The sequence below is a fragment of the Oscillibacter sp. PEA192 genome (assembly GCF_003574015.1).
GTDB lineage: Bacteria > Bacillota > Clostridia > Oscillospirales > Oscillospiraceae > Oscillibacter > Oscillibacter welbionis.
Genome location: NZ_AP018532.1, coordinates 3,141,598 through 3,156,674 on the forward strand (window position 1 = coordinate 3,141,598; position 15,077 = coordinate 3,156,674).

Below are 15,077 nucleotides of genomic sequence, written 5' to 3' on the forward strand. Positions count from 1 at the left end.
CATGCCATTTTTCCAGGTGTAATTCTCTCATTTTCGGTTCGTTTTTTTGTGTAGGTTGCTAAAATCCAAGTGGTAAATCGCTTGCTTTTCCCGGTGCCGTCAGCCGTTTCCATACGGGATTATTCATTTTTGAATAACAAATTTATCAGTGTCTTCCAGCATTTTCCGCAGTTTGTTTGTGAAATACAGCAGTCTGTCTGTCGAATTTTCGTGAAATTTCACGAGCCAAAAATATTTCCCGCCTCTTCCTATTCATTTTTGAATATGCTATACTCATTTTTGAATAGAGCAACCGGCATTCAGTCCGGCACAGGAGGTCTGCGCCTATGGCGATTCCGTCTTTTTCTGCTTTCCACGACGAGGGGATCAATCTGGAGGGACTTCTGGAGATCCTCAGCCCGGAAAACAACTTGGTCCTGGCGGACGACATGATGGTCTCGGACGGCAACGGCATCATTCTGCGGGTCAGCGAGACCTATGAGAAAAACTTCGGTTTTGCCCATGACTCCATCGTTGGCAAGTCCGCCTTTGATCTGGAGGCGGACGGCACCTTCACCCCCTGCATTACGGCGGAGGTCATCCGGCGACGGAAGAAGATCAGCGCCACACAGACCATCAACCACACCCACAAAAACGTGATGACCGTGGGCATTCCCCTGTTTGACGCCAACGGGGAGCTGAAATACGCCGTCTGCTTCAACACCGTGTCCATGGAGCAGATCAACTCCATCCAACGGAACTACCGCCGGATGCAGGACTCCCTGCAGCACTACTCCCAGGAGATTGCCGAGCTGCGGACCCGGGCCACCTCCACCAATCTGCTGTTCAAAAGCGCCCCCATGCAGCGGCTGTGGACGCTGATGCAGAACACTGCCAACACCCGGGCCAACATTCTCATCACCGGAGAGACCGGCGTGGGTAAAAGCGCCATCGCCAAGGCCATTCACAAGATGAGCAACCGTGCAAACGGGCCCTTTATCGAGGTAAACTGCGCGGTGCTCCATGAAAATCTCATTGAGTCAGAGCTGTTCGGCTATGAGAAGGGCGCCTTCACCGGGGCCTCCTCCTCCGGCAAGATCGGCAAGATCGAGCTGGCCAACCACGGCACGCTGTTCCTGGATGAGATCGGCGAGCTGCCCGCCCATATCCAGTCCAAGCTCCTGCAGCTGATTCAGGAGAAGACCATTGAGCGCCTCTCCGGCACCCAGAAGATCGAGCTGGACTTCCGGCTGATCGTTGCCACCAACCGCAATCTGGAGGAGGCGGTGCAGCGCGGTCTGTTCCGGTCCGATCTCTTCTACCGGCTGAACGTCATCCGCATCCACATCCCCCCCCTGCGGCAGCGGAAGGAGGACATCGTCCCCATGGCCCACCAGTTCCTGGCCCGCTTCTGCGGGGAGTACAACAAGTCCCTCACCTGCAGCCCCCGCTTTCTGGCTTTTCTGGAGCAGTACGATTGGCCCGGCAACGTGCGCCAGCTGGAGAACCTGATGGAGCGGCTGGTAATCACTGCCCAGGACCCCATTCTGGACATTCCTGCCCTGCCGCTGGAGTACACCGCCGACGCGTCGGCCCCTGCGGAGCTGCTTCCCGGCGGCACGCTGGCAGAGCGGATGGACGCCTACGAGGCCCAAATCATCCGGGATTCCTACCAGCGGTGCGGCACCACAGTGGCCGTGGCCCGGGAGCTGGGCATCTCCCAGGCCACAGCAGCCCGCAAGATTGCCAAATACGTGACCGCCCGGGCGTGAGAGGAGGTTCCGGTCCATGAGTTTGATCCATCTCAGCACAGAGCTTCGGCAGGAGCTGAAGCTCACCCCCCAGCTCCTGCAGTCCATGGAGCTTCTGCAGATGAACTCCCAGGAGCTGCTGGACTATCTGAACCAGGTCAGCGAAGAAAACCCTCTGGTGGAGCAGACTGATCTGTCCTCCCTCCACAAAGCCTATGAGGCCCTGCGGCAGAAGGTCCACTGGATCAATGGCGGCCTGCCGGAGGACGGCCACGGCGCCATGCCGGACCGGGGCGCCGCGGACCGGGAGACGGAGAGCCTCTCCGCCTTCCTTTGCGACCAGCTGGAGCGCCGGCGCCTGCCCAAGCCCCTGCTGGCCCTGACCCGGTATCTGGCAGAGCTGGTGGACGAGGAGGGCCGCCTCAGCCAGGAGGACCTGGACGGCGTGGCAGATCTGAAGATCCCCCAGGCCCTGACCCAGCAAGCGCTGGAGACCCTCCAGAGCCTGGACCCCGCCGGCGTGGGCGCCCGGTCCCTGTCGGAGTGCCTGCTGCTGCAACTGGCCCGGCAGGATGCTCCCTCCCCCCTGGATATGGAGATCGTCCGCCGCTTCCTGCCGGACTTGGGCAAGAAGCATTACAGCCTCATTGCCCGGGAACTCCATACCACGCCAGAGGAGGTCCGGGCGGCGGAAAAGCGGATCTCTGCCCTGGATCCCTGCCCCGGCCGCTCCTTCCAGCCGGCGGAGCCCACACTCTATGTCCGGCCGGATCTGTTCATCGCGGAACTGGACGGAAAGCTCCAGGTGATCCTGAACGATTACTACCTTCCCCGGGTGTCCATCAGCCAGTACTATGTGCGGCTTCTGAAGGAATCCGACGAGCCGGAGACCCGGGCCTATCTCCAGCAAAAGATGCAGCAGGCCAAGTGGCTGCTGAACAGCCTGGAGCGCCGGGGCAGCACCCTCCGCCAGTGCGCGGAGGCGATCCTGGAGACCCAGCGGGCCTTTTTTGCCGGCCAGACCACAGAGCTGGTCCCCATGACCATGGTGACACTGGCGGAGCGACTCCACCTCCATCCCTCCACCGTCTCCCGGGCCACTCGGGAGAAATACCTCCAGTGCCGGCAGGGGACGTACCCCCTCCGCTATTTCTTCAGCCGCGCTCTGGGGGAGCAGGGTCCCTCCCAGCAGACGGTGAAGCTGCGGCTGCTGGAGCTGATCCGGCAGGAAGACCACAGCCGCCCGCTCAGTGACCAGAAGCTGGCGGAGCTGCTGGCGGAGCAGGGCATCCGCATCGCCCGCCGCACGGTGGCCAAGTATCGGACGGAGCTCCGCCTGGGCTCCGCCGCCGTCCGAAAGCGGGACTGAGGGTCTATTGGCCCGCAGGATAGAAACGGAAGCCCCGGACGGAGTTTCGTCCGGGGCTTCCGTGTTTTTCCGATTTACAGGGTCCGCAGGACCTCTTCATATCCCGGCACCGCATCCGCCGCGCCGGGCCGGGACACCGCCAGGGCGCTGGCCGCCGCGGCCAGGGACAGTGCCTCTTCCAGTGTGCCGCCCTCCAGCGCCCGGCGCAGGAAGTAGCCGGTGAAGGTGTCTCCCGCCGCAGTGGTGTCCACCACCGCCGTTTTCCGGGCTGGGCCCCAGGCCCGCCAGCCCCCTCGCGCTGCAGCAGCGCCCTGTTCTCCCAAGGTCAGCACCACAGTGGTCTCCGGGTACCGCGCCGCCAGCGTGTCCAGAATCGCCTCCGGCGCCTCCGTTCCCGCCAGAAAGGCGCCCTCCACCTCGTTCACCAACAGCCAGGACAGCGCCTCCAGCGGCAGGCCCACCAGCTTCTCATTGGCGGGAGCCGCATTCATGGCCGTCCGCATCCCCCGGCGGGCCGCTTGGTGGATGATTTCCTCCACGCAGCTGGTCTCATTCTGCAGCAGCACCGTGTCCCCGGCTGAGAACTGATCCAGCACCGCCGTCACAAAGTCCGGGGTCAGGCGGCCGTTGGCCCCGTCGTGGAGCAGGATGCTGTTCTGGCCGGTGCTGTCCACCTGGATGATGGCGTGGCCGGTGCTGCCTGTGGTCTCCTCCACAAACCGGGTGTGGACGCCTGCCCGGTCCAGCGTCTCCTTCAGAAAATGCCCCTCCGGCCCGATGAGGCCCGCGTGCCAGGTCTCCACCCCGGCCCGAGCCAGAGCCACGGACTGGTTCAGCCCCTTGCCGCCGCACTGGATCTGCAGGGACTGGGCGCTCATGGTCTCTCCGGGCTGGACGAAGTGGTCCACCCGGTAGACGTAGTCGATATTCAGGGACCCGAAGTTGACAACGCGCATATCCTTCTCCTCCCTCATGCCATAAAGGTGGTGAGCAGCTCTTCCAGGGCGCGGCGGCTGTCCACATCCACGCAGATGGAGACGCCGGGAGCCTCGATGGGATGCTCCCGCAGATCCGCCACCACCATGCCCCGGCAGAAGCTGCCGCCGCACTCCACCCGGGCGGGGATGGTCCGCACCGTCACCACACTGGGATCCACCGCCGCCAGCATGGCCAGCGGGTCGTGGACCGGGCAGTGGTCCAGACAGTTGTTTTGCAGTCGGTTGAACCGGAAGTAGAAGGGCAGTGCCTGCTTCAGATAGTCCACAATGGGCCGGTTCTCCGGCGCGGCGTACTTGTCCAGGATCGCCACATGGTCCGTGGTCAGCCGCACCTTCTGGGTCACATCCAGCCCCACCATGGTCAGGTCAAAGCCCGCCTGGAACACCCGGTCCGCCGCCTCCGGGTCCCCTGCGATGTTGGCCTCCGCTACCGGGGACACGTTTCCCGGCGCGTGGAACGTGCCGCCCATGAACACCACCCGTTTCAACAGCCGGGGCAGGTCCGGCTCTATCTCCAGAGCCTTTGCCAGATTCGTCATTCGGGCCAGCGTCACCAAGGTCAGCTCGCCGGGGTGCTCTCGGGCCATTCGGGCGATGAACGCCCAGGCCGGTTCCTCCAGCGGCTGCTGGGGCGAAGGCGGCAGCTCCACCCCGCCGATGCCGTTGGGCCCGTGGATGTGGGGATCCGGCCCCTTCCAGTTCCCCGCCAGCGGCTCCGTGGCTCCAACCGCCACCGGTACCTCATAAGGCGCACCGGCCAGTCGGATCAGCCGCAGACTGTTTTCCGCCGCCTGCCGGGCTGTGGTGTTGCCGAAGCCGGTGGTGACGCCCATCACCCGGACGTCCGGCCGCTTCAGGGCAAACAGAATGGCGATGGAATCATCAATGCCGGTGTCGGCGTCGATCAGGATCTGCTTCAGCATATTCCTTCCTCCCTGTTTATCTGTTTATGTAGTCTCTCCGCCGTCTTTGGCGGCGGCAATCCGGACCCCCAGACCGTTGACCTCCACACTCTCGTCCGCCGGGACCAGCAGGTAGCGCCGTCCGTCGATGACCCGGGCCTCCACCAGATAGCTCCGCTCCGGGTCCACCTGGATAGTGGCGTCGGCGGTCTTGACCGCGAAGTGCTTGGCGTCGATCAGGTTGGCCGGGGTCAGCGCCCCCTCGCCAAAGGACTGGCCGCAGGCGGTTTGGAACGCCTCCACCCGCTCCTCCGGCACGCCGCAGTTCCGCAGCACGCCGCTCACCTCGCCTGCGGTGACAGCCAGCGGCTCCGGGTCCCGGCTCTCCTTGTGTTCCTGGATCCGCTGGCGCAGGTAGTCGTGGACAGACTGCACCACCTCCATGCTGCACGCCCCCTCCAGAGTGCCGCACAGGGCGGACTGAAAGGTCTCCCGCTGCTCGGCGGCGGACATGGGCGGCTCTGTGCGGAACACTGCGTCAATGAACTCCTGATGGAGCTCGTCCGGCTTCCGGCTGTAAAACAGGGCGTTGTAAAGGTTGGCCGTCCGGTCATCAAAGGCCGGGAACAAAAAGCCAAGCTCCGGCTGGCCCACGATCTGCTTCTCCATAGAGATGTGGAACTCGTTCTCCCCATGGAAGTATCCCAGCTCCGGCGTCCCATCCTTCACCGGGCAGACGCAGCAGACGAAGTAGCGGAACACCTCTTCGCAGGCATCCCGGTCTACCTCGCCGTCCTTGCCCCGGTGGGGCACATCATAGGCGTCGGCCCCCAGCAGGATCAGATAGTTGTTCTCCCCCATGTCCAGGGAGCCGATGACCTGCTGGTAAAAGGCATCCCGGGCCTCCGCGTCCTTCAGCTCGGACGTCCGCAGGGCGGAGAGCAGGCGGTGCTCCTCGCTGTCCGCCACCTGCTGGGTGGAAAACACGATGTCAATCAGGTTCCGGCCCAGGGTGCCGGACAGGGCCTTTTTCAGCAGGCCCAGGTATTTTTCCGCCTCCTCCTGGGGCATGAGGCCCAGGGACTGGTCGATATAGGCGATGATCTCGCGGCTGCTGTTCACATAGCAGCCGTAAACACGGCTGATGGCGCTCTTCTCCGGCCGGAACCGGCGGCGCAGCTCACCCAGCTCTCTTTGGTTCATGGAGGACACCTCGCTCGTTCAAATTGATCCCAGCGGGACTGCAGTCCTGCCGGGTCTCTATCTTAGCACATCTCCGCCGTCTTGTCACGCCGAAAGGGGCGGACAGGAAAAACGGCGGGAACCGCAGTCCCCGCCGTTTCACGTTTCAAATGCGCTCCAAAGGATGTCCGCTTACTGGGCAGCCATCTTCCGGGCCCTGGCCTCAGCCTTGTTCCGGAACACGTCGATGGTGACCGCCAGAATGATGACGGCGCCGATGACGATGTACTGAATGTCGTTGGAGGCGCCCATCAGGTTCAGGCCGTTGCGGATGACCGCCATCAGCAGGGCGCCGATCAGGGTGCCCCAGATGGTGCCCTTGCCGCCGGTGAAGGAGGCGCCGCCGATGATGCAGGCCGCGATGGCATCAGTATCATAGGTGGAGCCGGCATTGCCGTTGGCAGAAGCCAGACGACCCACGGACACCACGCCCGCCATGCCGGCCATGAAGCCGGACAGGGAGTAGACGAAGGTCAGCACGTTCTTGGAGGGGATACCGGAGAGGCGCGCCGCCTCGGGGTTGCCGCCCACGCAGTAGATCTGGCGGCCCAGGGCGGACCGGGTCAGGAACACGTGGAAGATGCCGAACACGATCAGCACCAGGATGAAGCTGAAGGGGATGCCGGGGAAGGTCTCGGTCTTGAAAAGGGAGCCGCCGCCGATCCACATCAGGTTGTCCACGCCGGTGTTGGTAAAGGCAATGGATTTCGACCCTGTAATCACCAGGGCCAGGCCCCACAGCACGTTCTTCATGCCCAAGGTGGACACGAAGGGATGGGGCAGGTCCAAACGGGTCAGCAGAATGCCGTTGACAAAGCCGGCAAACGTGCTCACCGCCAGGCCGGCGATGATCAGCAGCGGCATGCTGGTGATGCCGAAGTTCTGGACCAGCACGCCGATGGTGCAGGTGCACAGCACGCAGTTGGAACCCACGGACAGGTCGATGCCGGCGGTAATCAGGGCGCACAGCATGCCGGAGGCGATCAGGCAGTTGATGGAAGCCTGCTTGAAGATGTTCATGATATTGCTGATCCGCGGGAACTTATCGGGCATCATCACGCAGAAAATGAGAACCAGCAGCGCCAGCGCCATCAGGGTGCCGAGCTTTTGCAAAAGCTCTTTTCCGGAATTCTTCTTTTTCATATCAGTCTAATTCTCCTCCCCAGGCCGCTTTCATGATATCCTCAGAGTTGAAGTGCGGGGTATCACGGTCGATATTGGCCATGACCCGGCCGCCCCGCATGACCACCACGTGGTCACTCATGGCCAGGATCTCCGGAAGCTCGGAGGAGACCATGATCACACACTTGCCGGCCTTGACCAGGTCATTCATGACATGGTAGACCTCGATCTTGGCGCCCACGTCGATGCCGCGGGTGGGCTCGTCGAAAATGAAGATGTCCGCGTCGGTGTTGACCCACTTGCCGATAACCACCTTCTGCTGGTTGCCGCCGGAGAGCTGGGCCGTCACCTCGTCCAGGGACGGAGTCTTGATCCGCAGGGACTCCACATTGTCCTGGCCGGACTTCTCAATCTTCCCCTTGTTCAGGAAGGGTCCGTTGGAGAAGCCCTTCATATTGGCCAGAATGAGGTTGGTCCGCACGTCCAGGGACAGCACCAGACCCTGGCCCTTGCGGTCCTCGGTCAGGAAGGCAATCTTCTTCTTGATGGCGTCCTTGGGCGTCCGGATATGTACCTTCTCCCCCTTGACGTAGATCTCGCCGCTGTCCAACCTGTCGGCGCCGAAGATGGCCCGCATGGTCTCCGTCCGCCCGGCGCCCACCAGGCCAGCAAAGCCGGTGATCTGGCCGCCGTAGGCCTTGAAGCTCACGTCATGGAGGACGCCGGCCTCGTTGAGGTTCCTGGCCTCCAGCCACACGTCGCCCTTGACGCCGAACTCTTTGGGATACAGGTTGTCCAGCGTCCGGCCCACCATGGCGTTGATCAGGGAGTCCTCCGTCATGTCACCGATGTCCTGGGTGACGATATGTTCGCCGTCCCGCATGACGGTGACCCGGTCGCAGAGCTCGAACAGCTCTTCCAATTTATGAGAGACGAACAGGATGGCCACGCCCTTGGCCTTCAGGCCCCGGACCGTCTCCATCAGCTGGTTGATCTCCTCCTTGCCCAGGGAGGAAGTCGGCTCGTCCATGATAATCAGCTTGGCGTCCAGCGACACAGCCTTGGCGATCTCCACCATCTGCTGCTGGCCGGTACCCAGCTTGCCGCATTCCATTTTAACATCAATTTCGGGATGGCCCAGCGTGGTCAGGGCCTGCTTGGCTTCCTCGTACATTCTGGGGTAGTCCAGAAGGCCGTTTTTCTTGACGGCGCGTCCCATGAAAACGTTATCCGTGACAGACAGCTGCTTGACGATGTTCAGCTCCTGGTACACGCAGGCAATGCCCGCCTCGCGGGACTGGACGGGGTTGTGGAAGACGACCTTCTGGCCGTCCACGTAGATCTCCCCCTCCTCAGGAGTGTGAACGCCGGTGAGCACCTTAATCAAGGTGGACTTGCCGGCGCCATTTTCGCCGATCAGGCCGTGGATCTCTCCCGGCCGGATGCCAATAGACATATTTTTCAATGCGACGACACCAGGAAAACGTTTGGTAATGTTCTTCAACTCGACAACATACTCGCTCATGGGATTACCTCGTTTCTGTTTCCTGATTTCAGCGGTCCCCGCCGCCCGCGGGGAGGTGCGGAACGGGAATATGGCGGCAGGACCACTGCCGCCATATTCCATTCATTCAGATGTGAGATCTGAGGGGCACAGGCTGATCAGCCCTGCATGGCAGCCAGGCTATCCAGGTACTCCTGGCCGTTCTCAGCGGTGACCACGGTGACGGGAGCGTTGATGACCTCTTCCACGGTCTCGCCCTTGATGGCCTTCAGCGCGGCCTCCACGGCCTGGTAGCCCATCTCATAGGGCTGCTGGGCAACGGTGGCCTTCACCATCTCGCCGGCCAGGATCAGATCCACGGCGGAGGCGTTGCCGTCGAAGCCGACGATAATCATGTCGTCCACGCCGGCGGACTTGCAGGCGTTCATGGCGCCGATAGCGGTATCGTCATTGTGGCAGAGCACGATGTCGATCTGGTCGGGATAAGCGTTCAGCAGGTCCTCCATGGTCTTGGTGGCGCCGTCGGTGGTGTTCTGGCCGGACAGAGCGTCCAGAACGGTGACGCCGGCCTCGTCGCAGGCGGCCTGATAGCCCTCGCGGCGCATATTGGAGGTGTTGTCGCCCTCCTGGCCATAGATGATGACGGCGTTGGCGCCCTCACCGGCCTGTTCAGCGGCCCACAGGCCGCCTTCCTTCGCGGCGTCCACGTTGGAGGTGCCCACGAAGCTGGTCTGACCCTCGATGCCCACATTGGTATCGACGGACAGAACGGGGATGCTGCCGATGGCGCTGGCAAGCGCACCGGAAGCGGCGCCGGCGTCATTGGGAGCGACGATGATGGCATCGCAGCCTGCGCCGATCTGCTGCTCAATCATAGAAACCTGCTGCTCGATCTCGCTCTCAGCGCCGGGGCCCACCACGTTGACGGTAACGCCCAGGTCAGCGGCAGCGGCATCGCAGCCGGCCTTCACATAGCCCCAGTACTCGGAGGCCAGGGTCTTCAGGACCACAGCGATCTCCACATCGCTGGCAGTGGCGGTATCGCCGCCGTTCTCCTCGGTAGCAGTGTCATCGGTGCTGGTGTCTTCGTTGGCGGTATCTCCGCCGCCGCAGGCCACCAGAGACAGGGACATCACCAGTGCGAGGAGAAGTGCAAAAAACTTTTTCATCTTACTTCTTTTCTCCTTCTTAATTGGTTTCCTCTCACATTCAGGCAGAAATGGATCTGAACTGCGGGAGTAAGAAGATTTTAACATGGTGTGCTTATACAGTCAACGTGTTAACGTAAAAAACAGCTATTATTACAATTTTGCGGAACTTTTTTGCACAATATGCAGAAAATTTTTTATCAGCTAATCATTTACTTGACAGCGTCGGCTTTTTATCAGGCGCCCGGCGGCGTCCAGTTTGCGCAAATTTTTCGCAAATCTGCCGCACAGCCTCTCTATCCCCCAAAAACCGCTCCCCTGGGTGTCGCCGCAGGCGCGCCCGTCCTACATTATATAATATAAAGAGGTGCGGACATGCCTGTTCCGCACAAAAAACGCCCTCCCGGCTTGGGAGGGCGTTCGGACCATGTATTCTCAGACGGAGATGATTTTCCAGGCGCACCAGAGCAGGAGCAGCGCCATAACGGCGTTGACAAATTTGTAATACCGGCTGTACAGCGGGTACAGCAGCGCGCCCAGCGTGGCCCAGATCAGGTTTCCGGTGGCGGCGCAGGCAGCCATGATGACAGAGAAGCACAGCACGGCTGGCACCGTATACCCATGGGGCAGGATATAACCGGAATAGGCGGCGATCCCCAGCATCAGGATGTGGACGTTCAGGAATTGCAGGAGGAAGCCGTTCACATAGGACAGCGGCTTGCCGGAGGGGCCGGCCTCCTTCTTGGCGCCGGGGCTGCGCATCAGCGTGCGGTAGGCCAGATAGAGGATATAAGCCGCGCCCACATACTTGGCCACGGGGACAATCTGCGGCACCAGCTCTCCCAGCCAGGCACAGCCGAAGCCGCACAGCAGCATAACGGTGATCAATCCCGCCCAGATCCCAAAAATCAGCGGCCAGCACTTCCGGATGCCGTACCGGCTGGTGCTGCTGAACAGCAGAATGTTGTTGGGTCCCGGGGAAAAGGTGGTTGCACAGGCATACGCCGCCAGTTGTAAATAGACTGCTGTCATGGGAACTGCCCCTTTCTCTTTATCAGATACTGTCCCGCCGCGGCGTCAGCTGAAGACGCCGGCCTTGCACAGCTCGATGAACTGCTTGGCCACCCGGGCGCTGCGTCCGCCGGAGCGGACCGCGAATGCCTCACTGCGGACCGCCAGCTGTCTGGGGTCCAGCTCCACCCCGTACTGCTTGGCCAGCTCCTCCACAATGTGGAGATACCGCTCCCGGTCGGGGCTGCCGAAGGTGATGGTCAGCCCAAACCGGGCGGACAGGCTCATCAGCTCCTGGCGGGTGTCGCTCTCGTGGATGTCGTCGCCCTCCCGGTCGGTGAGGGTCTCCTTAATCAGGTGGCGGCGGTTGCTGGTGGCGTAGACGGCGATGTTGCCGGCCCGGCCGCCCACGCTGCCCTCCAGGATCGCCTTGAGGGCGGCGAAGTTGTCGTCATTGGCGGTGAAGCTCAGATCATCGATGAAGAGGATGAACTTCAGCGGATTGGACGCCAGGGCGTCCATCAGGTCCGGGATCTGATAGAGCTGGTTCTTCTTGACCTCCACCAGCCGCAGCCCCTGGTCCGCGAAGGCGTTGGCGATGGCCTTGATGGCGCTGGACTTGCCGGTGCCCGCGTCACCATACAGCAGCACGTTGTTGGCGGGCTTTCCCTCCAGCAGGGCCCGGGTGTTGGCGATGACCTTCTCCCGCTCCCGCTCATAGCCAGGCAGCTCCTCCAGCCTCTGGGGATCCGGGTGCTTCACCGGCGCCAGTTGCCCCTCCTCCACCGTGAACACGTGGTACCGGGCGAAGATGCCGTAGCCCTTCACCCCCACCTCCTCCATCCGGCGGAGGTATTCCCGGGTGATATCGGTGGGAGACACGACCCAGCCCACCAGAAATTCCGGAGGCTCCCGCAGACCCGCCGTCAGGTCCTCCAGCTGCAGCTGGGAGAGCTGGTCGAAGAAGGCCAGCTCCCGCCGCAGGCTTTCCTGAAGGACGGAGCTCCTGCCCACCGCCTGCCCCCGGATGCAGACGTTCTCGCTCTCCAGCACCGTCTCCCGCAGATAGCAGGACCAGCTGTCGCTGGACTGGAAGAGGGCGGCTTCAAATCCGGCGCAGGCGGCGGAGAAATCGCCGCTGTCCCCCCGCACCCGGGCGGAGAGCATCTCGCCGCAGGCGGCCACCACCGGGTCCTGCAGCAGCCGGCGGAACACCACAAGGCCCGTCAGCCGCCGGTACATCTCTTGTACGTGCATGTTGCATTCCTCCCGATCTCAGGCCTTCAGCGGAGGACCGCGCCCTCGTCGGCGCTGGTGACCATCCGGGCGTAACGGCCCAGCCAGCCGGTGGTGATGTTGGGGGCAGGCTGGACATAGGCGGCCTTCCGGGCGGCCAGCTCTTCCTCAGATACCTGCAACATGATGGAGGCATTGGGAATGTCGATGGCGATGGCGTCGCCCTCCTGCACCAGGCCGATGGGACCGCCGGAAGCGGCCTCCGGGCTGACGTGGCCGATGGACGCGCCCCGGCTGGCGCCGGAGAACCGGCCGTCGGTGATAAGGGCCACGGTTTTGTCCAGACCCATACCCGCGAGAGCGGAGGTGGGATTCAGCATCTCCCGCATACCAGGGCCGCCCTTGGGGCCCTCGTACCGGATCACCACCACGTCGCCGGGGACGATCTTACCGGCGTAGATGGCGGCGATGGCGTCCTCCTCGCTGTCAAACACCCGGGCGGGACCGGTGTGGGTCAGCATCTCCGGGGCCACGGCGCTGCGCTTCACCACGCAGCCGTGGGGGGCCAGATTGCCCCAGAGGATCTGCAGTCCGCCGGTGGGGGAGTAGGGATCCTCGATGGGCCGAATGGCGTTGTGGTTGAGGTTCTGGACCCCCTGAATGTTCTCGCCCACGGTCTTGCCGGTGACGGTCAGGCAGTCCAGATCCAGAAGACCGCGCTTGGCCAGCTCCGCCTGGACAGCAGGGATGCCGCCGGCCGCGTACAGGTCCGGCATGTGGGTGGGGCCCGCAGGGGCCAGGTGGCACAGGTTGGGGGTCTTCTCGCTGATCTCGTTGAACAGGGCCAGGTCCACCGGGCAGCCCGCCTCCTGGGCGATGGCCAGCAGGTGCAGCACCGTGTTGGTGGAGCAGCCCAGGGCCATGTCGCAGGTCAGGGCGTTGCGGATGCTGCGGGCGTTGATGATGTCCCGTGCGCAGATGTTCCGGCGGACCATCTCCATGATGGCGGCGCCGGCCCGGCGGCCCAGCTGCAGCCGCTTGCTGTACACCGCGGGGATGGTGCCGTTGCCCGGCAGGCCGATGCCGATGGCCTCGCACAGGCAGTTCATGGAGTTGGCGGTGTACATGCCGGAGCAGCTGCCGCAGCCGGGACAGCAGTTCTGGGTGCAGTCCTCCAGCTGCTCGGCGGAGATCATGCCTGCCTTGTAGGAGCCCACAGCCTCGAACATCTTGGAGAGGCTGACCTCCTGGCCGTCGTAGGTGCCGGCCAGCATGGGGCCGCCGCTGCACACCACGGCGGGCACGTTCATCCGCACCGCCGCCATCACCATGCCGGGGACGATCTTGTCACAGTTGGGCACCAGCACACAGCCGTCAAACTGGTGAGCCATGAACATGGTCTCCACACTGTCGCAGATCAGCTCCCGGCTGGCCAGGGAGTACTTCATGCCCACATGGCCCATGGCGATGCCGTCGCACACGCCGATGGCGGGCACCATGAAGGGGGTACCGCCGGCGGCCTCGATGCCGCTTTTTACCGCGTCGGTCAGCTTGTCCAAATTCATGTGTCCGGGAACGATGTCGCTGTGGGCGCTGACCACAGCGATCAGGGGCTTCTCCAGGTCCTCCGGCGTGTAGCCCAGGGCGTAGAAAAGGCTCCGGTTGGGTGCCCGCTCGGCGCCCTTGGTCACATTATCACTGCGCATAGGTCTTGCTTTCCTCCTTTTTCTACCCGGCCCGGAGGTGTTCCCGCCTCCGGGCCGGTGCCTTGGGTCCTCTTACTTTTTCAGCCAGCTCATCATGCTGCGCAGCTGGGCGCCCACCTTCTCGATGGGGTGCTCGGCCGCCATGCGGCGCATGGCCAGGAAGTGGGTCTTGCGGCCTCCGTTGGGGTTCATCTCCGCCAGGAATTCGGAGGCGAAGGTACCGTCCTGGATCTCCTTGAGGATCTGCCGCATCTCCTTGCGGGTGTCCTCGGTAATCAGGCGGCTGCGGGTGCGGTAGTCGCCGTACTCAGCGGTGTTGGAGATGGAGTAGCTCATCTTGCCGAAGCCGCCCTCGTTGATGAGGTCGATGATGAGCTTCATCTCGTGGCAGGTCTCGAAGTAGGCCATCTCCGGCTCGTAGCCGGCCTCCACCAGGGTCTCGAAGCCGGCCTGGATCAAGCCGCAGACGCCGCCGCATAGAACGGCCTGCTCGCCGAACAGGTCGGTCTCGGTCTCCTCCTTGAAGGTGGTCTCCAGGATGCCGGCGCGGCCGGCGCCGATGCCGGAGGCATAGGCGAGAGCCACTTCTTTGGCCTTGCCGGTGAAGTTCTGCTCCACGCAGATCAGGCTGGGCACGCCCTTGCCCTCCAGGTACTGGCTGCGGACCGTGTGGCCGGGGCCCTTGGGAGCCACCATGATCACGTCCACGTTGGCGGGGGGCACGATGGTCTTGAAGTGGATATTGAATCCGTGGGCGAAGGCCAGGGTCTTGCCCTCGGTCATGTACGGGGCGATCTGCTTGTTGTAGATGTCGGCGCACAGCTCGTCAGGCACCAGCATCATCACGATGTCGCCGGCCTTGGCGGCCTCCTCCACTTCCATCACGCGGAAATTGGGACAGGTGGCGGCGAACTCCTCCGCCTTGGCCCAGTGGGAGGAGCCCTTCCGCAGGCCCACCACCACGTTGACACCGCTCTCGGCCAGGTTCTCAGAATGGGCATGGCCCTGAGAGCCGAAGCCGATCACGGCCACGGTCTTGCCGTCCAGCAGGCCCAGGTTGCAGTCAGTGTCGTAATACTTTTTGATTGCCATGTTCGTGTTCTCCTTTT

General features: G+C 62.8%; 12 protein-coding genes. 2 read left to right on the forward strand and 10 right to left on the reverse strand.

Annotation, left to right across the window (positions count from 1 at the left end; genetic code table 11):
- The first annotated feature begins 326 nt into the window (after positions 1-326).
- Together DN611_RS15625 and rpoN are read left to right on the forward strand one after the other, a co-directional pair.
- On the forward strand, positions 327-1,751 hold the full coding sequence (locus DN611_RS15625) for a sigma-54 interaction domain-containing protein (RefSeq protein ID WP_051365663.1): 1,425 nt from the start codon (positions 327-329) through the stop codon (positions 1,749-1,751).
- Between the two features lie 16 nt (positions 1,752-1,767).
- The gene (gene rpoN, locus DN611_RS15630; protein ID WP_119311804.1) at positions 1,768-3,099 is read left to right on the forward strand and encodes an RNA polymerase factor sigma-54; all 1,332 of its coding nucleotides are present in this window, start codon (positions 1,768-1,770) and stop codon (positions 3,097-3,099) included.
- Between the two features lie 74 nt (positions 3,100-3,173).
- Here the strand turns inward: rpoN and DN611_RS15635 are convergent, their stop codons facing one another.
- The 10 genes from DN611_RS15635 to ilvC form a co-directional block, all read right to left on the reverse strand.
- The gene (locus tag DN611_RS15635; RefSeq protein WP_119311805.1) at positions 3,174-4,055 is read right to left on the reverse strand and encodes a ribokinase; all 882 of its coding nucleotides are present in this window, start codon (positions 4,053-4,055) and stop codon (positions 3,174-3,176) included.
- A 14-nt stretch (positions 4,056-4,069) separates the two neighbouring features.
- Complete coding sequence (locus DN611_RS15640; RefSeq protein WP_317335456.1) at positions 4,070-5,020, reverse strand: nucleoside hydrolase; 951 nt, start codon at positions 5,018-5,020, stop codon at positions 4,070-4,072.
- A 24-nt stretch (positions 5,021-5,044) separates the two neighbouring features.
- The gene (locus DN611_RS15645; RefSeq protein WP_119311806.1) at positions 5,045-6,202 is read right to left on the reverse strand and encodes a DUF4317 domain-containing protein; all 1,158 of its coding nucleotides are present in this window, start codon (positions 6,200-6,202) and stop codon (positions 5,045-5,047) included.
- A gap of 171 nt (positions 6,203-6,373) precedes the next feature.
- Positions 6,374-7,384: an ABC transporter permease gene (locus tag DN611_RS15650; protein WP_021748978.1), complete on the reverse strand. Its 1,011-nt coding sequence runs from the start codon at positions 7,382-7,384 to the stop codon at positions 6,374-6,376.
- Position 7,385: 1 nt separating this feature from the next.
- A complete protein-coding gene (locus DN611_RS15655; RefSeq protein WP_025545139.1) occupies positions 7,386-8,888 on the reverse strand; it encodes a sugar ABC transporter ATP-binding protein in 1,503 nt (500 codons plus the stop codon).
- A gap of 137 nt (positions 8,889-9,025) precedes the next feature.
- Entirely contained in the window at positions 9,026-10,036 is a 1,011-nt protein-coding gene (locus DN611_RS15660) for a sugar ABC transporter substrate-binding protein (RefSeq protein WP_158629760.1), read from the reverse strand.
- A 414-nt stretch (positions 10,037-10,450) separates the two neighbouring features.
- Positions 10,451-11,047 carry a LysE family transporter gene (locus DN611_RS15665; RefSeq protein WP_119311808.1) on the reverse strand — a complete coding sequence of 199 codons (597 nt, stop codon included), beginning with the start codon at positions 11,045-11,047 and terminating at the stop codon, positions 10,451-10,453.
- 45 nt (positions 11,048-11,092) lie between these two features.
- Entirely contained in the window at positions 11,093-12,283 is a 1,191-nt protein-coding gene (locus tag DN611_RS15670) for an ATP-binding protein (RefSeq protein ID WP_025545137.1), read from the reverse strand.
- A gap of 26 nt (positions 12,284-12,309) precedes the next feature.
- Positions 12,310-13,968 carry a dihydroxy-acid dehydratase gene (ilvD, locus tag DN611_RS15675; protein WP_021748972.1) on the reverse strand — a complete coding sequence of 553 codons (1,659 nt, stop codon included), beginning with the start codon at positions 13,966-13,968 and terminating at the stop codon, positions 12,310-12,312.
- A gap of 72 nt (positions 13,969-14,040) precedes the next feature.
- The gene (gene ilvC / locus DN611_RS15680; RefSeq protein ID WP_025544393.1) at positions 14,041-15,060 is read right to left on the reverse strand and encodes a ketol-acid reductoisomerase; all 1,020 of its coding nucleotides are present in this window, start codon (positions 15,058-15,060) and stop codon (positions 14,041-14,043) included.
- Positions 15,061-15,077 lie beyond the last annotated feature (17 nt).